At 61.1% G+C, this 12931-nt stretch carries 17 protein-coding genes; 12 read left to right on the plus strand and 5 right to left on the minus strand.

Annotation, left to right across the window (positions count from 1 at the left end):
• The first annotated feature begins 14 nt into the window (after positions 1 to 14).
• Positions 15 to 914 (plus strand): AraC family transcriptional regulator, encoded by a 900-nt coding sequence (locus tag HX801_RS04020; RefSeq protein WP_177021639.1) that lies wholly within the window; start codon positions 15 to 17, stop codon positions 912 to 914.
• Positions 915 to 1043: 129 nt separating this feature from the next.
• Positions 1044 to 1304 carry a hypothetical protein gene (locus HX801_RS04025; protein WP_003219703.1) on the plus strand — a complete coding sequence of 87 codons (261 nt, stop codon included), beginning with the start codon at positions 1044 to 1046 and terminating at the stop codon, positions 1302 to 1304.
• Between the two features lie 287 nt (positions 1305 to 1591).
• Here HX801_RS04025 and HX801_RS04030 read toward each other — a convergent pair whose 3' ends face one another.
• The gene (locus HX801_RS04030) at positions 1592 to 2536 is read right to left on the minus strand and encodes a diguanylate cyclase (protein ID WP_177021640.1); all 945 of its coding nucleotides are present in this window, start codon (positions 2534 to 2536) and stop codon (positions 1592 to 1594) included.
• A 244-nt stretch (positions 2537 to 2780) separates the two neighbouring features.
• Between HX801_RS04030 and HX801_RS04035 the strand changes: the two genes are divergently transcribed.
• On the plus strand, positions 2781 to 3029 hold the full coding sequence (locus HX801_RS04035) for a DUF1652 domain-containing protein (protein WP_008435982.1): 249 nt from the start codon (positions 2781 to 2783) through the stop codon (positions 3027 to 3029).
• A gap of 4 nt (positions 3030 to 3033) precedes the next feature.
• Here the strand turns inward: HX801_RS04035 and HX801_RS04040 are convergent, their stop codons facing one another.
• The gene (locus tag HX801_RS04040; protein ID WP_166742173.1) at positions 3034 to 3177 is read right to left on the minus strand and encodes a hypothetical protein; all 144 of its coding nucleotides are present in this window, start codon (positions 3175 to 3177) and stop codon (positions 3034 to 3036) included.
• A 270-nt stretch (positions 3178 to 3447) separates the two neighbouring features.
• Between HX801_RS04040 and HX801_RS04045 the strand changes: the two genes are divergently transcribed.
• From HX801_RS04045 to HX801_RS04060, 4 genes are read left to right on the plus strand one after another with little or no spacing between them, the layout of a single operon-like run.
• Positions 3448 to 3768: a YXWGXW repeat-containing protein gene (locus tag HX801_RS04045; RefSeq protein ID WP_003219711.1), complete on the plus strand. Its 321-nt coding sequence runs from the start codon at positions 3448 to 3450 to the stop codon at positions 3766 to 3768.
• 47 nt (positions 3769 to 3815) lie between these two features.
• On the plus strand, positions 3816 to 4397 hold the full coding sequence (locus HX801_RS04050) for an RNA polymerase sigma factor (protein ID WP_102607490.1): 582 nt from the start codon (positions 3816 to 3818) through the stop codon (positions 4395 to 4397).
• A complete protein-coding gene (locus HX801_RS04055) occupies positions 4394 to 4825 on the plus strand; it encodes a hypothetical protein (protein ID WP_003219715.1) in 432 nt (143 codons plus the stop codon). The genes HX801_RS04050 and HX801_RS04055 overlap by 4 nt, the downstream gene beginning before the upstream one ends.
• Complete coding sequence (locus HX801_RS04060; protein WP_003219717.1) at positions 4822 to 5298, plus strand: periplasmic heavy metal sensor; 477 nt, start codon at positions 4822 to 4824, stop codon at positions 5296 to 5298. Before HX801_RS04055 ends, HX801_RS04060 begins: the two co-directional genes overlap by 4 nt.
• A 141-nt stretch (positions 5299 to 5439) precedes the next feature.
• On the opposite strand, the gene HX801_RS04065 is transcribed toward HX801_RS04060, so the two are convergent.
• Positions 5440 to 6405, minus strand: a complete 966-nt coding sequence (locus tag HX801_RS04065; RefSeq protein WP_177021641.1) for a LysR substrate-binding domain-containing protein — start codon at positions 6403 to 6405, stop codon at positions 5440 to 5442.
• A 118-nt stretch (positions 6406 to 6523) separates the two neighbouring features.
• Here HX801_RS04065 and HX801_RS04070 point away from each other — a divergent pair, with 118 nt between their 5' ends.
• From HX801_RS04070 to HX801_RS04080, 3 genes are read left to right on the plus strand one after another with little or no spacing between them, the layout of a single operon-like run.
• Positions 6524 to 7528, plus strand: coding sequence for an aldo/keto reductase (locus tag HX801_RS04070; RefSeq protein ID WP_177021642.1), 1005 nt, complete (start codon positions 6524 to 6526; stop codon positions 7526 to 7528).
• Between the two features lie 16 nt (positions 7529 to 7544).
• Entirely contained in the window at positions 7545 to 8342 is a 798-nt protein-coding gene (locus tag HX801_RS04075) for an SDR family NAD(P)-dependent oxidoreductase (RefSeq protein WP_003219722.1), read from the plus strand.
• 29 nt (positions 8343 to 8371) lie between these two features.
• Positions 8372 to 8788 (plus strand): SRPBCC family protein, encoded by a 417-nt coding sequence (locus HX801_RS04080; RefSeq protein ID WP_008435964.1) that lies wholly within the window; start codon positions 8372 to 8374, stop codon positions 8786 to 8788.
• Positions 8789 to 8914: 126 nt separating this feature from the next.
• Here the strand turns inward: HX801_RS04080 and HX801_RS04085 are convergent, their stop codons facing one another.
• Together HX801_RS04085 and HX801_RS04090 are read right to left on the minus strand one after the other, a co-directional pair.
• Positions 8915 to 10312, minus strand: a complete 1398-nt coding sequence (locus HX801_RS04085) for a cell wall metabolism sensor histidine kinase WalK (protein WP_008435962.1) — start codon at positions 10310 to 10312, stop codon at positions 8915 to 8917.
• A complete protein-coding gene (locus HX801_RS04090) occupies positions 10290 to 10973 on the minus strand; it encodes a response regulator transcription factor (RefSeq protein ID WP_003219726.1) in 684 nt (227 codons plus the stop codon). Before HX801_RS04090 ends, HX801_RS04085 begins: the two co-directional genes overlap by 23 nt.
• A gap of 368 nt (positions 10974 to 11341) precedes the next feature.
• Here HX801_RS04090 and HX801_RS04095 point away from each other — a divergent pair, with 368 nt between their 5' ends.
• Entirely contained in the window at positions 11342 to 12247 is a 906-nt protein-coding gene (locus tag HX801_RS04095; protein WP_003219728.1) for a hypothetical protein, read from the plus strand.
• A 300-nt stretch (positions 12248 to 12547) separates the two neighbouring features.
• Positions 12548 to 12892: a hypothetical protein gene (locus HX801_RS04100; protein ID WP_177009771.1), complete on the plus strand. Its 345-nt coding sequence runs from the start codon at positions 12548 to 12550 to the stop codon at positions 12890 to 12892.
• The last annotated feature ends 39 nt before the right edge of the window (positions 12893 to 12931 follow it).

Below are 12931 nucleotides of genomic sequence, written 5' to 3' on the forward strand. Positions count from 1 at the left end.
CCCGAGAAACGCGTATGCCCGGCACCCGCATCACCACCTATGGCATGGAACAACGCAGCGACCGCTCCGACTTCTACATCCGCGACAAGCGGGGCAGGGCGGCGCTGACCAGTCCCCATCGCCACGAATATTTCCAGATCCAGATCAACCTGGGTGGCGACACCGTGCAGCACATCGGCGGTGCGGTGCGCCCGTTCCCGAAAAAGGCCCTGGCCTTTATCCTGCCCCATCGCCTGCACGTGATTCCCCATCCCGACGACGGCGACTTCATGCTGATCAATTTCAGCCAGGGTTTTTTCCTGCCGCAACTGACCTGCGATCCGCTGGACCTGGAAGACATCCCCATCGGCCAGGCGCCGGAGCTGTCGCCGTTCCGGTTCCAGGAGCAGCTGGACTTCATCCTCGACGACGCGGCCTTCGAAGAAGTCAAAGCCTGGCTGGAACACATGCGTAGCCTGGACGCCCACCGCAGCTTCGGCGCCCGGGAGCGGCTCAAGGGTTACCTGTTCCAGTTGATCGGGCTGGTGTGCCAACAGTACGCCGAACCGCTCCAGGCGTTCGCCGCCAACAACGCCACCCGGCGTGGGCGCAAGGATGCCCTGGCCCGGGTGCAAGGCTACATCCGCGAGCATTTGCACGAGCCGTCGCTGAACCTGACGGATGCCGCGGCGGCGGCGTTCCTGTCGCCCAACTACCTGACCCACCTGTTGCGCAAGGAAACCGGCAAACCCTTCTCCCAGTTGGTGCTCGACCGGCGCATGCAACTGGCGCGCACGCTGCTGCTCAACAGCCCGCAGATGATCGGCGCGATTGCGCACCGCTGCGGGTTTACCGACGAGGCGTATTTTTCCCGGTGTTTCCGCAAGGCCCACGGGCTGGCGCCAGGGCAATTCAGGCGACGTGAGCAGGATTAACGCGCAATCCGGCTGACTGTTTTACAAATCCACCACAACCGATGTGTTTCAATTTACATACAATTGGGCGTCTCGGTGAAAAGCTGGGCGACGATGTTCGCTATCAGAAACACAAGGTGCAATGAGTGTATGAGTGAGCTGGAACCCCCTCAATCCAACGCCTTGCGCTATTTTGGCGTCGGCGTTCTATGTGTCGCGGTGTTGTTGGGGACTTATTTCGTTCGGCTCAATGCCCAGGTAGACCGGCAGCGGGAAGAGGCGGCGGAGCGCCTGGCGTTATGCCGTCAGGCAGCCAGTGTTTCGCGCGCCACGCCCCAGGACGAACTTGTGTTGGTGGATCCGTGCAAACACCTGTATCAGCACTATTTGAAGAAGCCCACGCACTTTTAATCAATAACCTTATTTTTATCACGGAATTAAACAGCGAAGTTTGTTTAACGATGCGCTGTTATTGCACCAAAAAGTGGCATTTCCAATAATCGGATCCATTAAAAAAGTGTGGTTATTGAATGACTTAGCGCTGTTTTAATCCGACGAAAGGTTGAAAATTATCTTGTTACAAGTTTTCCCGCTGGGTAATATAGCCGGGCGTTCACCTCCCACGGTTTATGCATTTTTAAATCCCAAGTTTCCATCAGCTACTTGGGATTTTTTTTGCCCGCGATTTGAGCGTTGTATCAATCCTCTACGTCGGCAAACTCTGCGCGCATCCGCCCATTGCGCTTGGCCTGGTACAGCAATTTGTCGACGGCTTCGACAAAGGCCAGCGCCGCGCCGCCCGGCGTTACCGTGCAAGTGCCTACGCCCAGGCTCAGTGTCAGCAGGTCCGACACCGCCGAGTGCGCATGCGCGATCTGCTGCTGGCGGATTAAGTGGAGGCAGCGTTCGGCCACGCGCCGTGCCGACTCGGCATCGGTTTCCGGCAACAACCACACAAATTCCTCGCCGCCGATGCGCGCAATGAAGTCCCGTGGCCGGTTGGCCGCCTGCGACAGCGTGCGTGCCACCTGGCGCAGGCATTCGTCGCCCTTGATATGCCCGTAGAGGTCGTTGTACTGCTTGAAATAGTCGATATCCAACAGGATCAACGACAGCGGCAATTGGCTGCGCTGGGCGCTGGTCCATTCCCGCGCCAGCACGGTGTCGAACATGCGCCGGTTGGCGATGCCGGTGAGGCCGTCCTGGAACGAATACTCCTCCAGCTGCTTCTGCAGGCGAATCAGGTGTTCTTCGGTCTTCTTGCGCTCGCTGATGTCGAACATGAAGCCGATCAGCGCCTGCACCTCGCCGTCCTTGCGCTCCACGTGCACCACGTCGCGAATCCACACGTACTCACCGCTGGCGGTCAGCGCCCGGTAATCGGCTTCATGATCGACCCCGGCGCGGGACTGCGAGACGCAGAAGTTGACCACGTATTCGCGGTCATCCGGGTGCATGCGTTCCACCCAGTCGTCCACGGTGACCCAGCTCTGCGGCGTCCAGCCCAGCAGCGCCTCGATCTGCGGGCCGATGTAGCTGAAAGTCATGGTTGCCCAGTCGATACGCCAGGGAATGGCCTTGGTCGATTCCAGCAACGTCTTGTACACAGCACTGTCGGGTTCGATCAAAGGTTCGATGCTCATGCGGAGTGCTCTCGGTGTCGGAAAAAAACCAGAGCATCTGGCCATCATCGCCAGGAAGCAAGCCCTTCGCGCGGCATCGGATAAGAGGGTGTCGGTGTGGTTTTTTTGGCGTCAGCCGGCCAGCGGTTTTAGCCGAAATGCGCACCAAGTATCACTTTTGCATTAATTCCCGGGCAGTTTGAAAAAGCTCATCTACCCTAGACGGATCACGTCCTCCGAGCCCCGTACAGGGAAGGGTGCCCGCATGATTTCGATCGCCGAGTTTCGCCACATCATGGAGTCGGGCTTCCTGCCCCTCGCCTGTGACTGCTCATTGAACAGCGACGGTTCGCTGCGCATCAACATCTTCGACCCGGCCTCCGGGCGCGTCGACCTGCTGCTGCCCCGTGTGTCGCCCCAGGGTCTGGACAGCATCCGTTCCATCTCAAACCTGATTGGCGAACTGCGCACCGAGATCAAGGCCGGGCGCAGGGGGTTTGCAGCGGTCAGTTAGCGGATCAGGAGATCGCTTGTGCCGTCGGGGTAGTCACTACCCCGTAACCGCGCCAGCAGCAATGCTCGCGGTGCCCCGGCAGGAACACGCAGCCGCCAAGGTTCATGAGCAGGACGGCGGCAACCAGCAGTGAAATTCGACGAGACATGGTGATTTCCTCAAGGTGATGGACGTCGCCAACCAACAGAACGCGCCTGTCGATTACCAACGGTTAGCCCTTGAACGCGGCCACATGGACAAATCCGTCGCGGCCTTTCAACAATTTCATCAACTCCCCGCAAACCCTGGGCAATACTGGCCCTGCCTGCCGTCCTGAGCGGTCGCGATAAAAAGTTCTTTTTGTTGCGACGGATTTTCGGACACCTGCCGTTCAACCCTACAACTGCGATCACTGGCGATCGCCGATGAAGGAGTTGTCATGAGACTTGCACGACCGCTGGCCAAATTACGTTATGCCCTGTTGATCCCGCTGGCACTGGCCGCCCTGGTCAGCACGCCGACGTTTGCCCAGACCGAAGTGATCATCCGCGAAGCGCCACCGCCGATGCGCGTCGAGGCCGTTCCCGTCGAACGCCCTGGCTATGTGTGGGATCGCGGGCACTGGCGCTACGAAGGGCGCGGTTATGCCTGGGTACCGGGCCACTGGCAGCCGGTGATGCGCAACGCCCGTTGGGAACCTGGCCACTGGGAATCGCGCGGCCCCAACTGGTACTGGAGAGAAGGGCACTGGATCCGCTGAGCATTCCGTCAACCTGACCCTTAGCCACCGGACCGAGACTTGCCCTATTGAAAGACACTGATCCGGACGTTGAGCTGTTGGCCCGCATCGGTAACAACGAACCGGCGGCCATCAACGAAATGGTGACGCGCAAACTGCCGCGTTTGCTCGCGCTCGCCAGTCGGATCCTCGGGGATGCCGACGAGGCCAGGGACGTGGCCCAGGAAAGCTTTCTGCGTATCTGGCGCCAGGCTGCAAGCTGGCGCAGTGGCGAAGCGCGTTTCGACACCTGGCTGCACCGCGTGGCACTCAACCTGTGCCACGACCATTTGCGTCGGCGCAAGGAGCGCCCGTTGCGCGATGAGGAGGCGATGAGCGAGGTGGTCGACACAGCGCCTGCGCCCGATGAACAGCTGGAAGCGGCCGCCCGCAGTGAGCACATGGCGGCGGCGTTGGCGTCGCTGCCTGATCGCCAGCGTGAGGCGATTGTGTTGCAGTATTACCAAGAGCTGTCGAATATCGACGCCGCGGCGCTGATGAACATCAGCGTCGAGGCACTGGAGAGCTTGCTGTCACGGGCCCGGCGCAACCTGCGCAGTTACCTTGACGACACACCCGGGCCCGCCCGCCCAGGAAGGGGAAAACCATGACGCCTGAACGATTTGCCCAATTGGCCGAGGCTTACGGCGGCCACTTGCACCGTTGGCCGCGCGCCGAACAGGCCGAGGCCCAGGCCCTGCTGGATGCAGGCGATGCCAGCCTCCTTGAGGTGCTGCATCAGGCGCGATGGCTCGACGGCCAGCTGGACGGCTATCAACTGGCACCCGTCGACCCGGCGCTGGCGCGGCAGATTCGCCAATCGTTTCCCCAGCGCCAGTCCTTCTGGGCGCGCTACGCCGGCTGGCTGTCGCCGGCCGGTTTTGTTGGCGTGGGCATCGCCGGGGTCGCCGCCGGAATCCTGGTGGCGTCGTTGAGCGTGCCGTTGCCCATGCTTGGCCCTGAAGTACTGCCGAGTGTCTTCGACCAGGGCGACGCCGAAGTCGTCTTCACCGTCAACGCCGAGGAAAGCGAGCAATGACCCCGTCACCCAAGTACCTGAAGCCGCTGCTGGTTGTGTCGGTGTTGTTCAACGTGTTTTTGATCGGCGGTGTCGGCGGTGGCTTGTACCATTGGTTGGCGAACACCAAGCCCGCCGAGGCGGTGGTTAACCAGCATGGCCTGCGCCAGGCGATGGTCAAGCTGCCGCCGGAACGGCGCAAGGAACTGCGCCAGTTGTTGCGCCAGAACCGCGCCGACAGCCAGCCGCTGGTACTTGCCGGGCGCGAGGCGCGGCTGGACGTGATCAAGCAACTGGAGGCGCCGACTCTCGACCGTGAGGCGTTGGTGACGGATTTGGGCAAGGCCCGGGAGGCGGACATGGCGCTCAGGGCGCTGGTGGACAACACCCTGGCGCAGTTCGCCAGCACCTTGCCCCGGGATGAGCGCCAGCGGTTGGTGGAGGCGTTGTATATGAAGGGGCAGGCGAAGGGCAAGGTCGCCAAGAGCCACTGATGATCGTTCCCACGCTCTGCGTGGGAATGCCGCCCCGGACGCTCTGCGTCCAGTTGGCGATGCATGGTTCAAGTCTTGCGCAGTGGTGACGCGGAGCGTCACGGTATGCGTTCCCACGCAGAGCGTGGGAACGAGCATTAATCACCGGATGGCATCGCCTGGGTCTGACTGACAGACCGAGGTGCCTGCATCGCGGGCAAGCCCGGCTCCCACAGGTGATAGGGGCTCTGTCAGGACTTTCCTGAACGTCTCCACCAACGGCCGCAAGTTGATCCGATGCCACGCCGCCCACAGCGGCGTGGTGTAGGTCAGCCACGGCAGTTCTCGCAGCACAACGCCCGGCGGTGCATTGCGGCTCAAGCCCTTTTGCACCATCGCGACACCTAGCCCCGACGCCACCAACCCCAACGCGGTAAACGGCTCGCTGGCTTCCATCGGAATCTGCGGGGTAAACCCTGCCCGAATGCACGCCGCAACAAAGTCATCCGCCGGGTTTGCACCCGCTTTGCGCTGCACGCCAATCCATTGCTGCTCGGCCAGATGCTCAGGCAGCAACTCGCTGACGCTGGCCAGCGGATGCTGCTCGGGCAGCGCCAGCAGCATCGGATCGTCCAACACTTGCAATGCCATCAGGTCCGGGTCATCCGCCGCCGGTGGTTCACCCACCAGAGCGATATCCAGGCTGCGTTGGCGCAGGCCTTCCAGTTGCTCGATGGAGGGCAGGTTGTACAGGGCGATATGCACGTTGGGCCGCGCGTCACGCAGTACCTTCAGGGCGTTGGGCAGCACCCCCGCGTGCATGGCGTTTTCGATGTAGCCGATGCACAGTCCGCCTTCTTCGCCTTTACCCAATCGCCGGCCCAATGACTCCAGGCGGTTGGCGTGGGTCAGCAGCGCCTTGGTTTCGGCGAGGAACGTCTGGCCGTCGCGGGTCAGGCGGATGCGCTGTTGGCTGCGCTCGAACAGGGTCAGGCCCAGGCGCTCTTCCAATTGGGCAATCTGCCGGCTCAGGGGCGATTGGGAGATGTGCAACCGTTCGGCAGCACGCCCCACGTGTTCTTCTTCAGCGACTACAACGAAGTAGCGCAATTGGCGGAAGTCGATCATGTCAGACCTTAAGGGACTCAAGTTGGTCGCAGTATGTCTTGGACGGTCCGATCTCTGCAATCTACGATCTGCTCAACGGTCAACACAGCGACCTTGAACAATCTTGAGGATTTACCCCATGAGCTTGAAAGACAAACTGCCCGGCGTGCTGGGTTTTGGCACCGCCCCCTTGGGCAACATGTTCCGCGCGATTCCTGAAGAGGAGGCGCAAGCCACCGTTGAAGCAGCCTGGAACCAGGGCGTGCGTTACTTCGACACCGCACCGTTCTACGGCTCGGGCCTCTCGGAAATCCGCCTGGGCCAGGCCCTGTCCAAGTACAACCGTGACGACTATGTGCTCAGCACCAAGGTCGGCCGGGTGATCCTGGATGAAGTGGAAGAAAGCGCCCGCGACCTCGGCGAGAAAAGCGGCGTGTTTGAACATGGCCGGCCGAACAAGATGGTCAACGACTACAGCGCCGATGCCACCCTGCGCTCCATCGAAGACAGCCTCAACCGCCTGCAAACCGACCGCCTCGACATCGTGTGGATTCACGACATCGCCCAGGATTTCTACCGCGATCAATGGCTGGACTACTTCAATCAGGCGCGCACCGGTGCTTTCAAGGTGCTGACCCGCCTGCGTGAAGAAGGCGTGATCAAGGCCTGGGGCCTGGGCGTCAATCGGGTCGAGCCTTGCGAGTTGACCCTGGACCTGGCCGAAGCCCAGCCCGACGGTTTCCTGCTTGCCGGTCGCTACACCTTGCTCGACCATGAACGCGCCTTGCAGCGCTTGATGGATGCAGCCCAGGCGCAGAACGTCGAGATCGTGGTCGGTGGCCCTTACAGCTCCGGGATCCTGGCGGGCGGCGCACATTTTGAGTACCAGAAAGCCAGCCCGGCGATCATCAGCAAGGTCGAGCAGATCAAGGCGATTGCCGCGGCCCATGGCGTGAGTGTGAAAGCCGCTGCACTGCAATTCTCCCTGGCTCACCCGGCAGTGGCCGCAGTGATTCCGGGTGCCAGTCGTCCGGGGCGCATTGCTGAAGACGTCGCGGCGTTGTCAGAGAAGATTCCCGCAGCCTTTTGGCAGGCCCTGCGCGAGGCACGATTGATTTCGGCCCGTGCACCGTTGCCGCTCTAACCACAGGAACGCGAACATGAAAATTGATATCAGTGGCAAAGTCGCAATCGTCAGTGGCAGCACCGCCGGCATAGGCCTGGGCATCAGCCAGGCGCTGGCGCAATCCGGCGCTACGGTGGTGGTGATCGGGCGTGAATCGGGCAAGGTCGACGAGGCGCTGGCGACCATTCGCCAGGCCGTGCCCGGCGCGGATCTGCGTGGGCTGGTGGCGGACCTCGGTACGGCCGAGGGCGCTGAAAAGCTGTTCGCCGCCGAGCCGCGCGCCGACATCCTGGTGAACAACCTCGGGATCTTCAACGACGTCGATTTCTTCGACGCCCCCGACAGCGAGTGGACGCGTTTCTACGAGGTCAACGTGATCTCCGGTGTGCGTTTGTCGCGGCATTACACGCCGGGCATGGTCGAGCAGGGCTGGGGCCGGGTGATCTTTGTGTCGTCGGAATCCGGGGTGGCAACGCCGGCTGACATGATCAATTACGGCGTGACCAAAAGCGCCAACCTGGCGGTGTCCCATGGCTTGGCCAAACGCCTGGCGGGCACCGGGGTGACGGTCAATGCGATCCTGCCGGGGCCGACCTTTACCGATGGCCTGGAGCACATGCTCAAGGACGCCGTGGCCAAGTCCGGGCGCAGTGCGCGGGACGAGGCGGATGTGTTTGTGCGCAATGCGCGGCCGACGTCGATCATCCAGCGCGCAGCGAATGTGGATGAAGTGGCGAATCTGGTGGCGTACATTGCTTCACCGTTGTCCTCTGCCACCACCGGTGCCGCGTTGCGGGTCGACGGCGGTGTTGTCGACAGCATGGCGATCTGATTTTTCTTGAATGGTTTGGAGTGTTAATCGTGGCAAAAGCATCTGCTGTTATTGAAATCCCGGTTTCGGCCGAACAGGTTTGGCAATTGGTCGGCGGCTTCAATTCGCTGCCGGACTGGCTGCCCTTTATCGTCAAGAGCGAGCCGAGTGAAGGCGGGCGCGTGCGTCATCTGCAAACGGCGGATGGTGGTGTGGTGGTGGAGCGGCTGCAACGCTTTGATAACGCGGCGCGTACTTACAGCTACTCCATCAGCGAGTCGCCGTTTCCGGTGAGTGAGTATTTGGCGACGTTGAAGGTTGAGGCGTTGACGGACAGCACCGCCAAGGTCACCTGGTCGGGTGTGTTTACCCCGGTGGCCGGTGTGACGGATGCGGCGGTGGAGGAGTTGTTTACCGGTGTCTACAGCGGCGGGCTGGATGCGTTGCGCGGTAATTTTCCGGGCTGAATGAAGATCAAATGTGGGAGCGGGCTTGCTCGCGAATGCGGTGGATCAGTGCCAGATGGGTTGACTGACACTCCGCATTCGCGAGCAAGCCCGCTCCCACATTGGTTTTGTGGTGTTCTTCAGGCTTCAGGCTTCGGGCATCAGTTGTTGGCGGCATTCGAGGATCAGCTTTGCGCCGCCTCGTTCGCTGCTGCCGACTTCCAGCTTGAAACCGTGCAGGTTGATGATCGCGGCCACAATCGACAGCCCCAAGCCAAACCCGCCTTGCTGTTGATTGCCTTCGTCCACCCGGTAAAACCGCTGGAACACTGCCGCACGTTCAGCTGCGGGAATCCCGGGGCCGGAGTCCAGGACTTCAATGCGGGTGCTGCCGGCATCGTTCACGCCGCGCAAAATCACTTCGCCGCCCGGCGGGGTGAATTTGATCGAGTTGCTCAGCAGGTTGGCCAGGGCTTCGAACAGCAGCGCGCGGTCACCGGTGATCCAGGGCAATGAGTCCGGCACTTGCAGCAGCAATTCCATCTCGCCTTCTTCTGCCAGGGGCAGGTAGAAGTCGTGGAGTTCCTGCAGCAAGGGCAGGGGATCAAGCACCAGGAAGCCCGAGCGGCGCTGGTGGTCTTCCAGTTCGGAAATCCGCAGCAGGCCGCGAAAACGCGCCATCAAGGTGTCGGTCTCGGCGATGGCCGCGTCCAGTTGCAGGGCGTGGGGCGCGTCTTCATCAGCCTGTTGCTGGATTCGGTACAGCTGCGCCCGCAGGCGTGTGAGCGGGGTGCGCAAGTCGTGGGCGATGTTGTCGCACACGCCCTTGACCTCGTTCATCAGCTTCTCGATACGGTCGAGCATCGCGTTGACGATGGCTGCCAGCATGTCCAGTTCGTCGCGTCGGTCGGACAATGGCAAACGGTGGGTCAGGTCGCCGGCCACGATGGCTTCGGCACTCGCCTGGATCCCGCGAATCCGCCGCAACGGGCGCCGCCTGAGCAGGTGCCAGCCGGCCGCGCCGGGAATGATCGTCAGGGTGATCCCCCACAGCAAGGCGTGCAGGATGATCCGCGTCACGCCGAACAGCGAGCCGTTGGCCCGCACCAGGATCAGCCAGCGGCCGTCTTCGGTGTGGGTGGCTACGGCGTCGCAGCTGTCGCGCGGCAGTTTCGGGTCGTCGGAGTCGATGCAGTTGGCCAGGGCGTGGATGTGCCCGTCCATTGGCAGGTCGGGCGGTATCACGCGGATCGGGCCGCTGATCGGGTTGAACTGATTGTCGAACAGGCCGTAGGCGTCAACGCCCTTCATGTCGAAGGTCATGCTGGTGGTCAGGGCTTCCACCAGCTCTTCGCCGTCAAACCGCTGGAACAGGTGCTGGCGCTGCATCAGGGAGTGGCGCGAGAGGTCGCCCAGGTAACCGGACACCTCGTAGTACAGCACGCCCATGAGGATGCAGCTCCAGGCCACGAACAACGAACTGTAGAGCGCCAGCAGCCGGCTGCTGGAAGAGCGCCAGCCTTTAGAGGGGTTCAGCAATGACATACCCGGAACCTCGTACCGTGCGGATCAGCGGCGTGAGGCCCGGCGGGTCGATTTTTTTGCGCAGGCGACCGATGTGCACGTCGATCAGGTTGGTGCCCGGGTCGAAGTGATAACCCCAGACTTCCTCGAAGATCATCATCCGCGAGAGAATTTGCCCGGTGTTGCGCATCAGGAATTCCAGCAGTTTGTATTCGGTCGGCAACAGGCTCAGGGGCTGTTCGGCGCGGCTGGCTTCACGGCTGATCAGATTCAGTTCCAGATCCGCCACGCGCAAGGCAGTTTCAAACTCCTTGACCGTGCTTTTGCGCCGCAGCAGCACTTCGACGCGGGCGGCCATTTCGTCGGAGGCGAACGGTTTGGTCAGGTAGTCATCACCACCGGCCCGCAGGCCGCGTACCCGTTCATCCACATCGGAGAGGGCGCTGATCATCAGGATCGGCGTGGATACGCCGATAGTGCGCAGGGTGGTGACGATGGCCAGGCCATCCAGTTCCGGGAGCATGCGGTCGAGGGTGATCAGGTCGTAATCACCGCTGACGGCACGGACCAGGCCTTCGCGGCCATTGTCTACCCAGTCTACGTCCAGTCCATGGCTACTCAGCTCGGCAACGATCTCGCGGGCCGTTACGGCGTCGTCCTCGATGGTCAAAATGCGGGTCATAAGGATTACCTGGTGAGCGATTCACACTGAAGTGCGGGCATTTTGCCAAGAAATGATAGCCCGCTTCCTAAATAAAAATTTATGTAGGCACAAACGACACAATTCACCATAACCCGCTGAATCTGAACGAACGCTGTGTGTGTAGGATTTTTTGCATGCCATGGGGTGCGTACGGGTTATTTCCTACGAGGAATGCAATACGCCCGCCGCTCCAGGCCATTTCTTGCAAGTTGCATGGTTCAAATTAGTTCAACTTAATTAAGTTGTTGAAATATATGATGTTTTAATTTTAGAGCTTCTGGCACGTCGCCTGCACTGTCCCTTTTGAGACTTGTAACACTATTTTTCATGCCTGGAGCAAAACAACAATGATTACATCCTCATCCACGCTGCAAGAGTCGAGCACGCTCTCCGGGGTTTCCTGGGGCGCGATCTTTGCCGGGGCCGCTGCCGCGGCTGCGCTGTCCTTGATTCTGGTACTGCTGGGCTTCGGCCTGGGCTTTTCGGCGGTGTCGCCGTGGGCCGACAGTGGCATCAGCGCCAAAGGGCTTGGCATTTCTACCATTGTCTGGCTGGCGGTTACGCAAATCATCGCGTCGGGGATGGGCGGTTACATCGCCGGTCGCCTGCGGGTGAAATGGGCCAATATGCACGGCGATGAGGTGTACTTTCGCGACACCGCCCATGGCTTCCTGGCCTGGGCCGTGGCGACACTGGTGACGGCGGTGCTGATCGTCGGTTCGGTCAGCAGTGTGGTCAGCGGTGGTGTGAAGGCCGGTGCCAGTGTGGCCTCGGGTGCCGTCAGTGGCATGAGCCAGGTGGCTGGCGCTGCCTCCAAGGGCGAAGACTTTGGCTACTACGTCGACAGCCTGTTCCGTGATGATCGCCCGGCCGCCGTCAGTGATGACGCGGTGCATGGTGTGGTCGCTCGCATCTTCGCTCGTACCGTGAGCAACAATGGTCAGCTGGCACCTGAAGACCGTGCGTACCTTGCACAGTTGATCAGCCAGCGGACCAACCTCAGCCAGGCCGATGCCGAGGCGCGTGTTGACCAGGTCTATGGCCAGGCTCAAAAAGCCCTGGATGACGCCAAGTTGAAAGCCAAGCAGGCTGCCGACACGGCTGCAAAAGTGGCTGCCTACACGTCGCTGTGGACCTTCGTGGCGCTGTTGATCGGTGCGTTTTTTGCCAGCCTCGCTGCAACCTTTGGTGGTCGTCGCCGGGATGCCGTGGTGTATCTGGAAACCACTCCCCACACCACTTCCGTTCGTTAATTCAAGGAGAACGTCATGCGCTCATTACTGCTGTTTTTCCTCGGTGTGCCTATCCCGGTCATTATCCTGATCGCGATCTTCATGCACTGATCCTGAGGCTTGCTCGGTCCTCATGTGGGAGCGGGCTTGCTGGCGAAAAAAGCGGTGTATCAGTCACATATGAACTGGCTGATACACCGCTTTCGCGAGCAAGCCCGCTCCCACATTTTGTTTTGTGTCGTTGCTGCATTCCGGGCGAAGGCGAAATCTCCGGATTTTGTTAATTGTTGCTTAACCGCCTTTTGGCTAAGCTCCCGTCCCATGAGCCGCTATCTGCGTTTTTTCCTGGTCCTGCTGTTGAGTCTTGCGCTTCCCCTGACCGGGATGGCGGGTGTGCCGTCGAGCACCGAGCCGTGCCCGATGCAGATGTCCGACATGCAGATGATGAGCGACATGGCCCCTGACTGTTGCCAGGACGGCGCAGCCGCCGACCACGGCAAAAGCTGCAAGCCCGGCCAGGAGTGCAAGACCGGCGGCATGCTGCAATTGTCGATGCCGGTGCTCAAGGCCCCGGTGACTGCTTCCAATGCGCTGGTTGTCAGCGTCTCTTCCGACTTCATTCCCGACCGCACGCCGTCCGGCGTCTGGCGCCCGCCCCGTCGCTGAATCCTGTTGCACCTGAAGACTCGTCCCTGAACCGGGACG

The organism is Pseudomonas sp. G1002 (assembly GCF_013385455.1).
Classification (GTDB): domain Bacteria; phylum Pseudomonadota; class Gammaproteobacteria; order Pseudomonadales; family Pseudomonadaceae; genus Aquipseudomonas.

Excerpts from the sequence above, each read along its gene's own strand:
- HX801_RS04020 (WP_177021639.1), top strand. The coding sequence starts at position 15 with ATGCCCGGCACCCGCATCACCACCTATGGCATGGAACAACGCAGCGAC.
- HX801_RS04025 (WP_003219703.1), top strand. The coding sequence starts at position 1,044 with ATGAGTGAGCTGGAACCCCCTCAATCCAACGCCTTGCGCTATTTTGGC.
- HX801_RS04030 (WP_177021640.1), bottom strand. The coding sequence starts at position 2,536 with ATGAGCATCGAACCTTTGATCGAACCCGACAGTGCTGTGTACAAGACG.
- HX801_RS04035 (WP_008435982.1), top strand. The coding sequence starts at position 2,781 with ATGATTTCGATCGCCGAGTTTCGCCACATCATGGAGTCGGGCTTCCTG.
- HX801_RS04040 (WP_166742173.1), bottom strand. The coding sequence starts at position 3,177 with ATGTCTCGTCGAATTTCACTGCTGGTTGCCGCCGTCCTGCTCATGAAC.
- HX801_RS04045 (WP_003219711.1), top strand. The coding sequence starts at position 3,448 with ATGAGACTTGCACGACCGCTGGCCAAATTACGTTATGCCCTGTTGATC.
- HX801_RS04055 (WP_003219715.1), top strand. The coding sequence starts at position 4,394 with ATGACGCCTGAACGATTTGCCCAATTGGCCGAGGCTTACGGCGGCCAC.
- HX801_RS04060 (WP_003219717.1), top strand. The coding sequence starts at position 4,822 with ATGACCCCGTCACCCAAGTACCTGAAGCCGCTGCTGGTTGTGTCGGTG.
- HX801_RS04065 (WP_177021641.1), bottom strand. The coding sequence starts at position 6,405 with ATGATCGACTTCCGCCAATTGCGCTACTTCGTTGTAGTCGCTGAAGAA.
- HX801_RS04070 (WP_177021642.1), top strand. The coding sequence starts at position 6,524 with ATGAGCTTGAAAGACAAACTGCCCGGCGTGCTGGGTTTTGGCACCGCC.
- HX801_RS04075 (WP_003219722.1), top strand. The coding sequence starts at position 7,545 with ATGAAAATTGATATCAGTGGCAAAGTCGCAATCGTCAGTGGCAGCACC.
- HX801_RS04085 (WP_008435962.1), bottom strand. The coding sequence starts at position 10,312 with ATGTCATTGCTGAACCCCTCTAAAGGCTGGCGCTCTTCCAGCAGCCGG.
- HX801_RS04090 (WP_003219726.1), bottom strand. The coding sequence starts at position 10,973 with ATGACCCGCATTTTGACCATCGAGGACGACGCCGTAACGGCCCGCGAG.
- HX801_RS04095 (WP_003219728.1), top strand. The coding sequence starts at position 11,342 with ATGATTACATCCTCATCCACGCTGCAAGAGTCGAGCACGCTCTCCGGG.
- HX801_RS04100 (WP_177009771.1), top strand. The coding sequence starts at position 12,548 with ATGAGCCGCTATCTGCGTTTTTTCCTGGTCCTGCTGTTGAGTCTTGCG.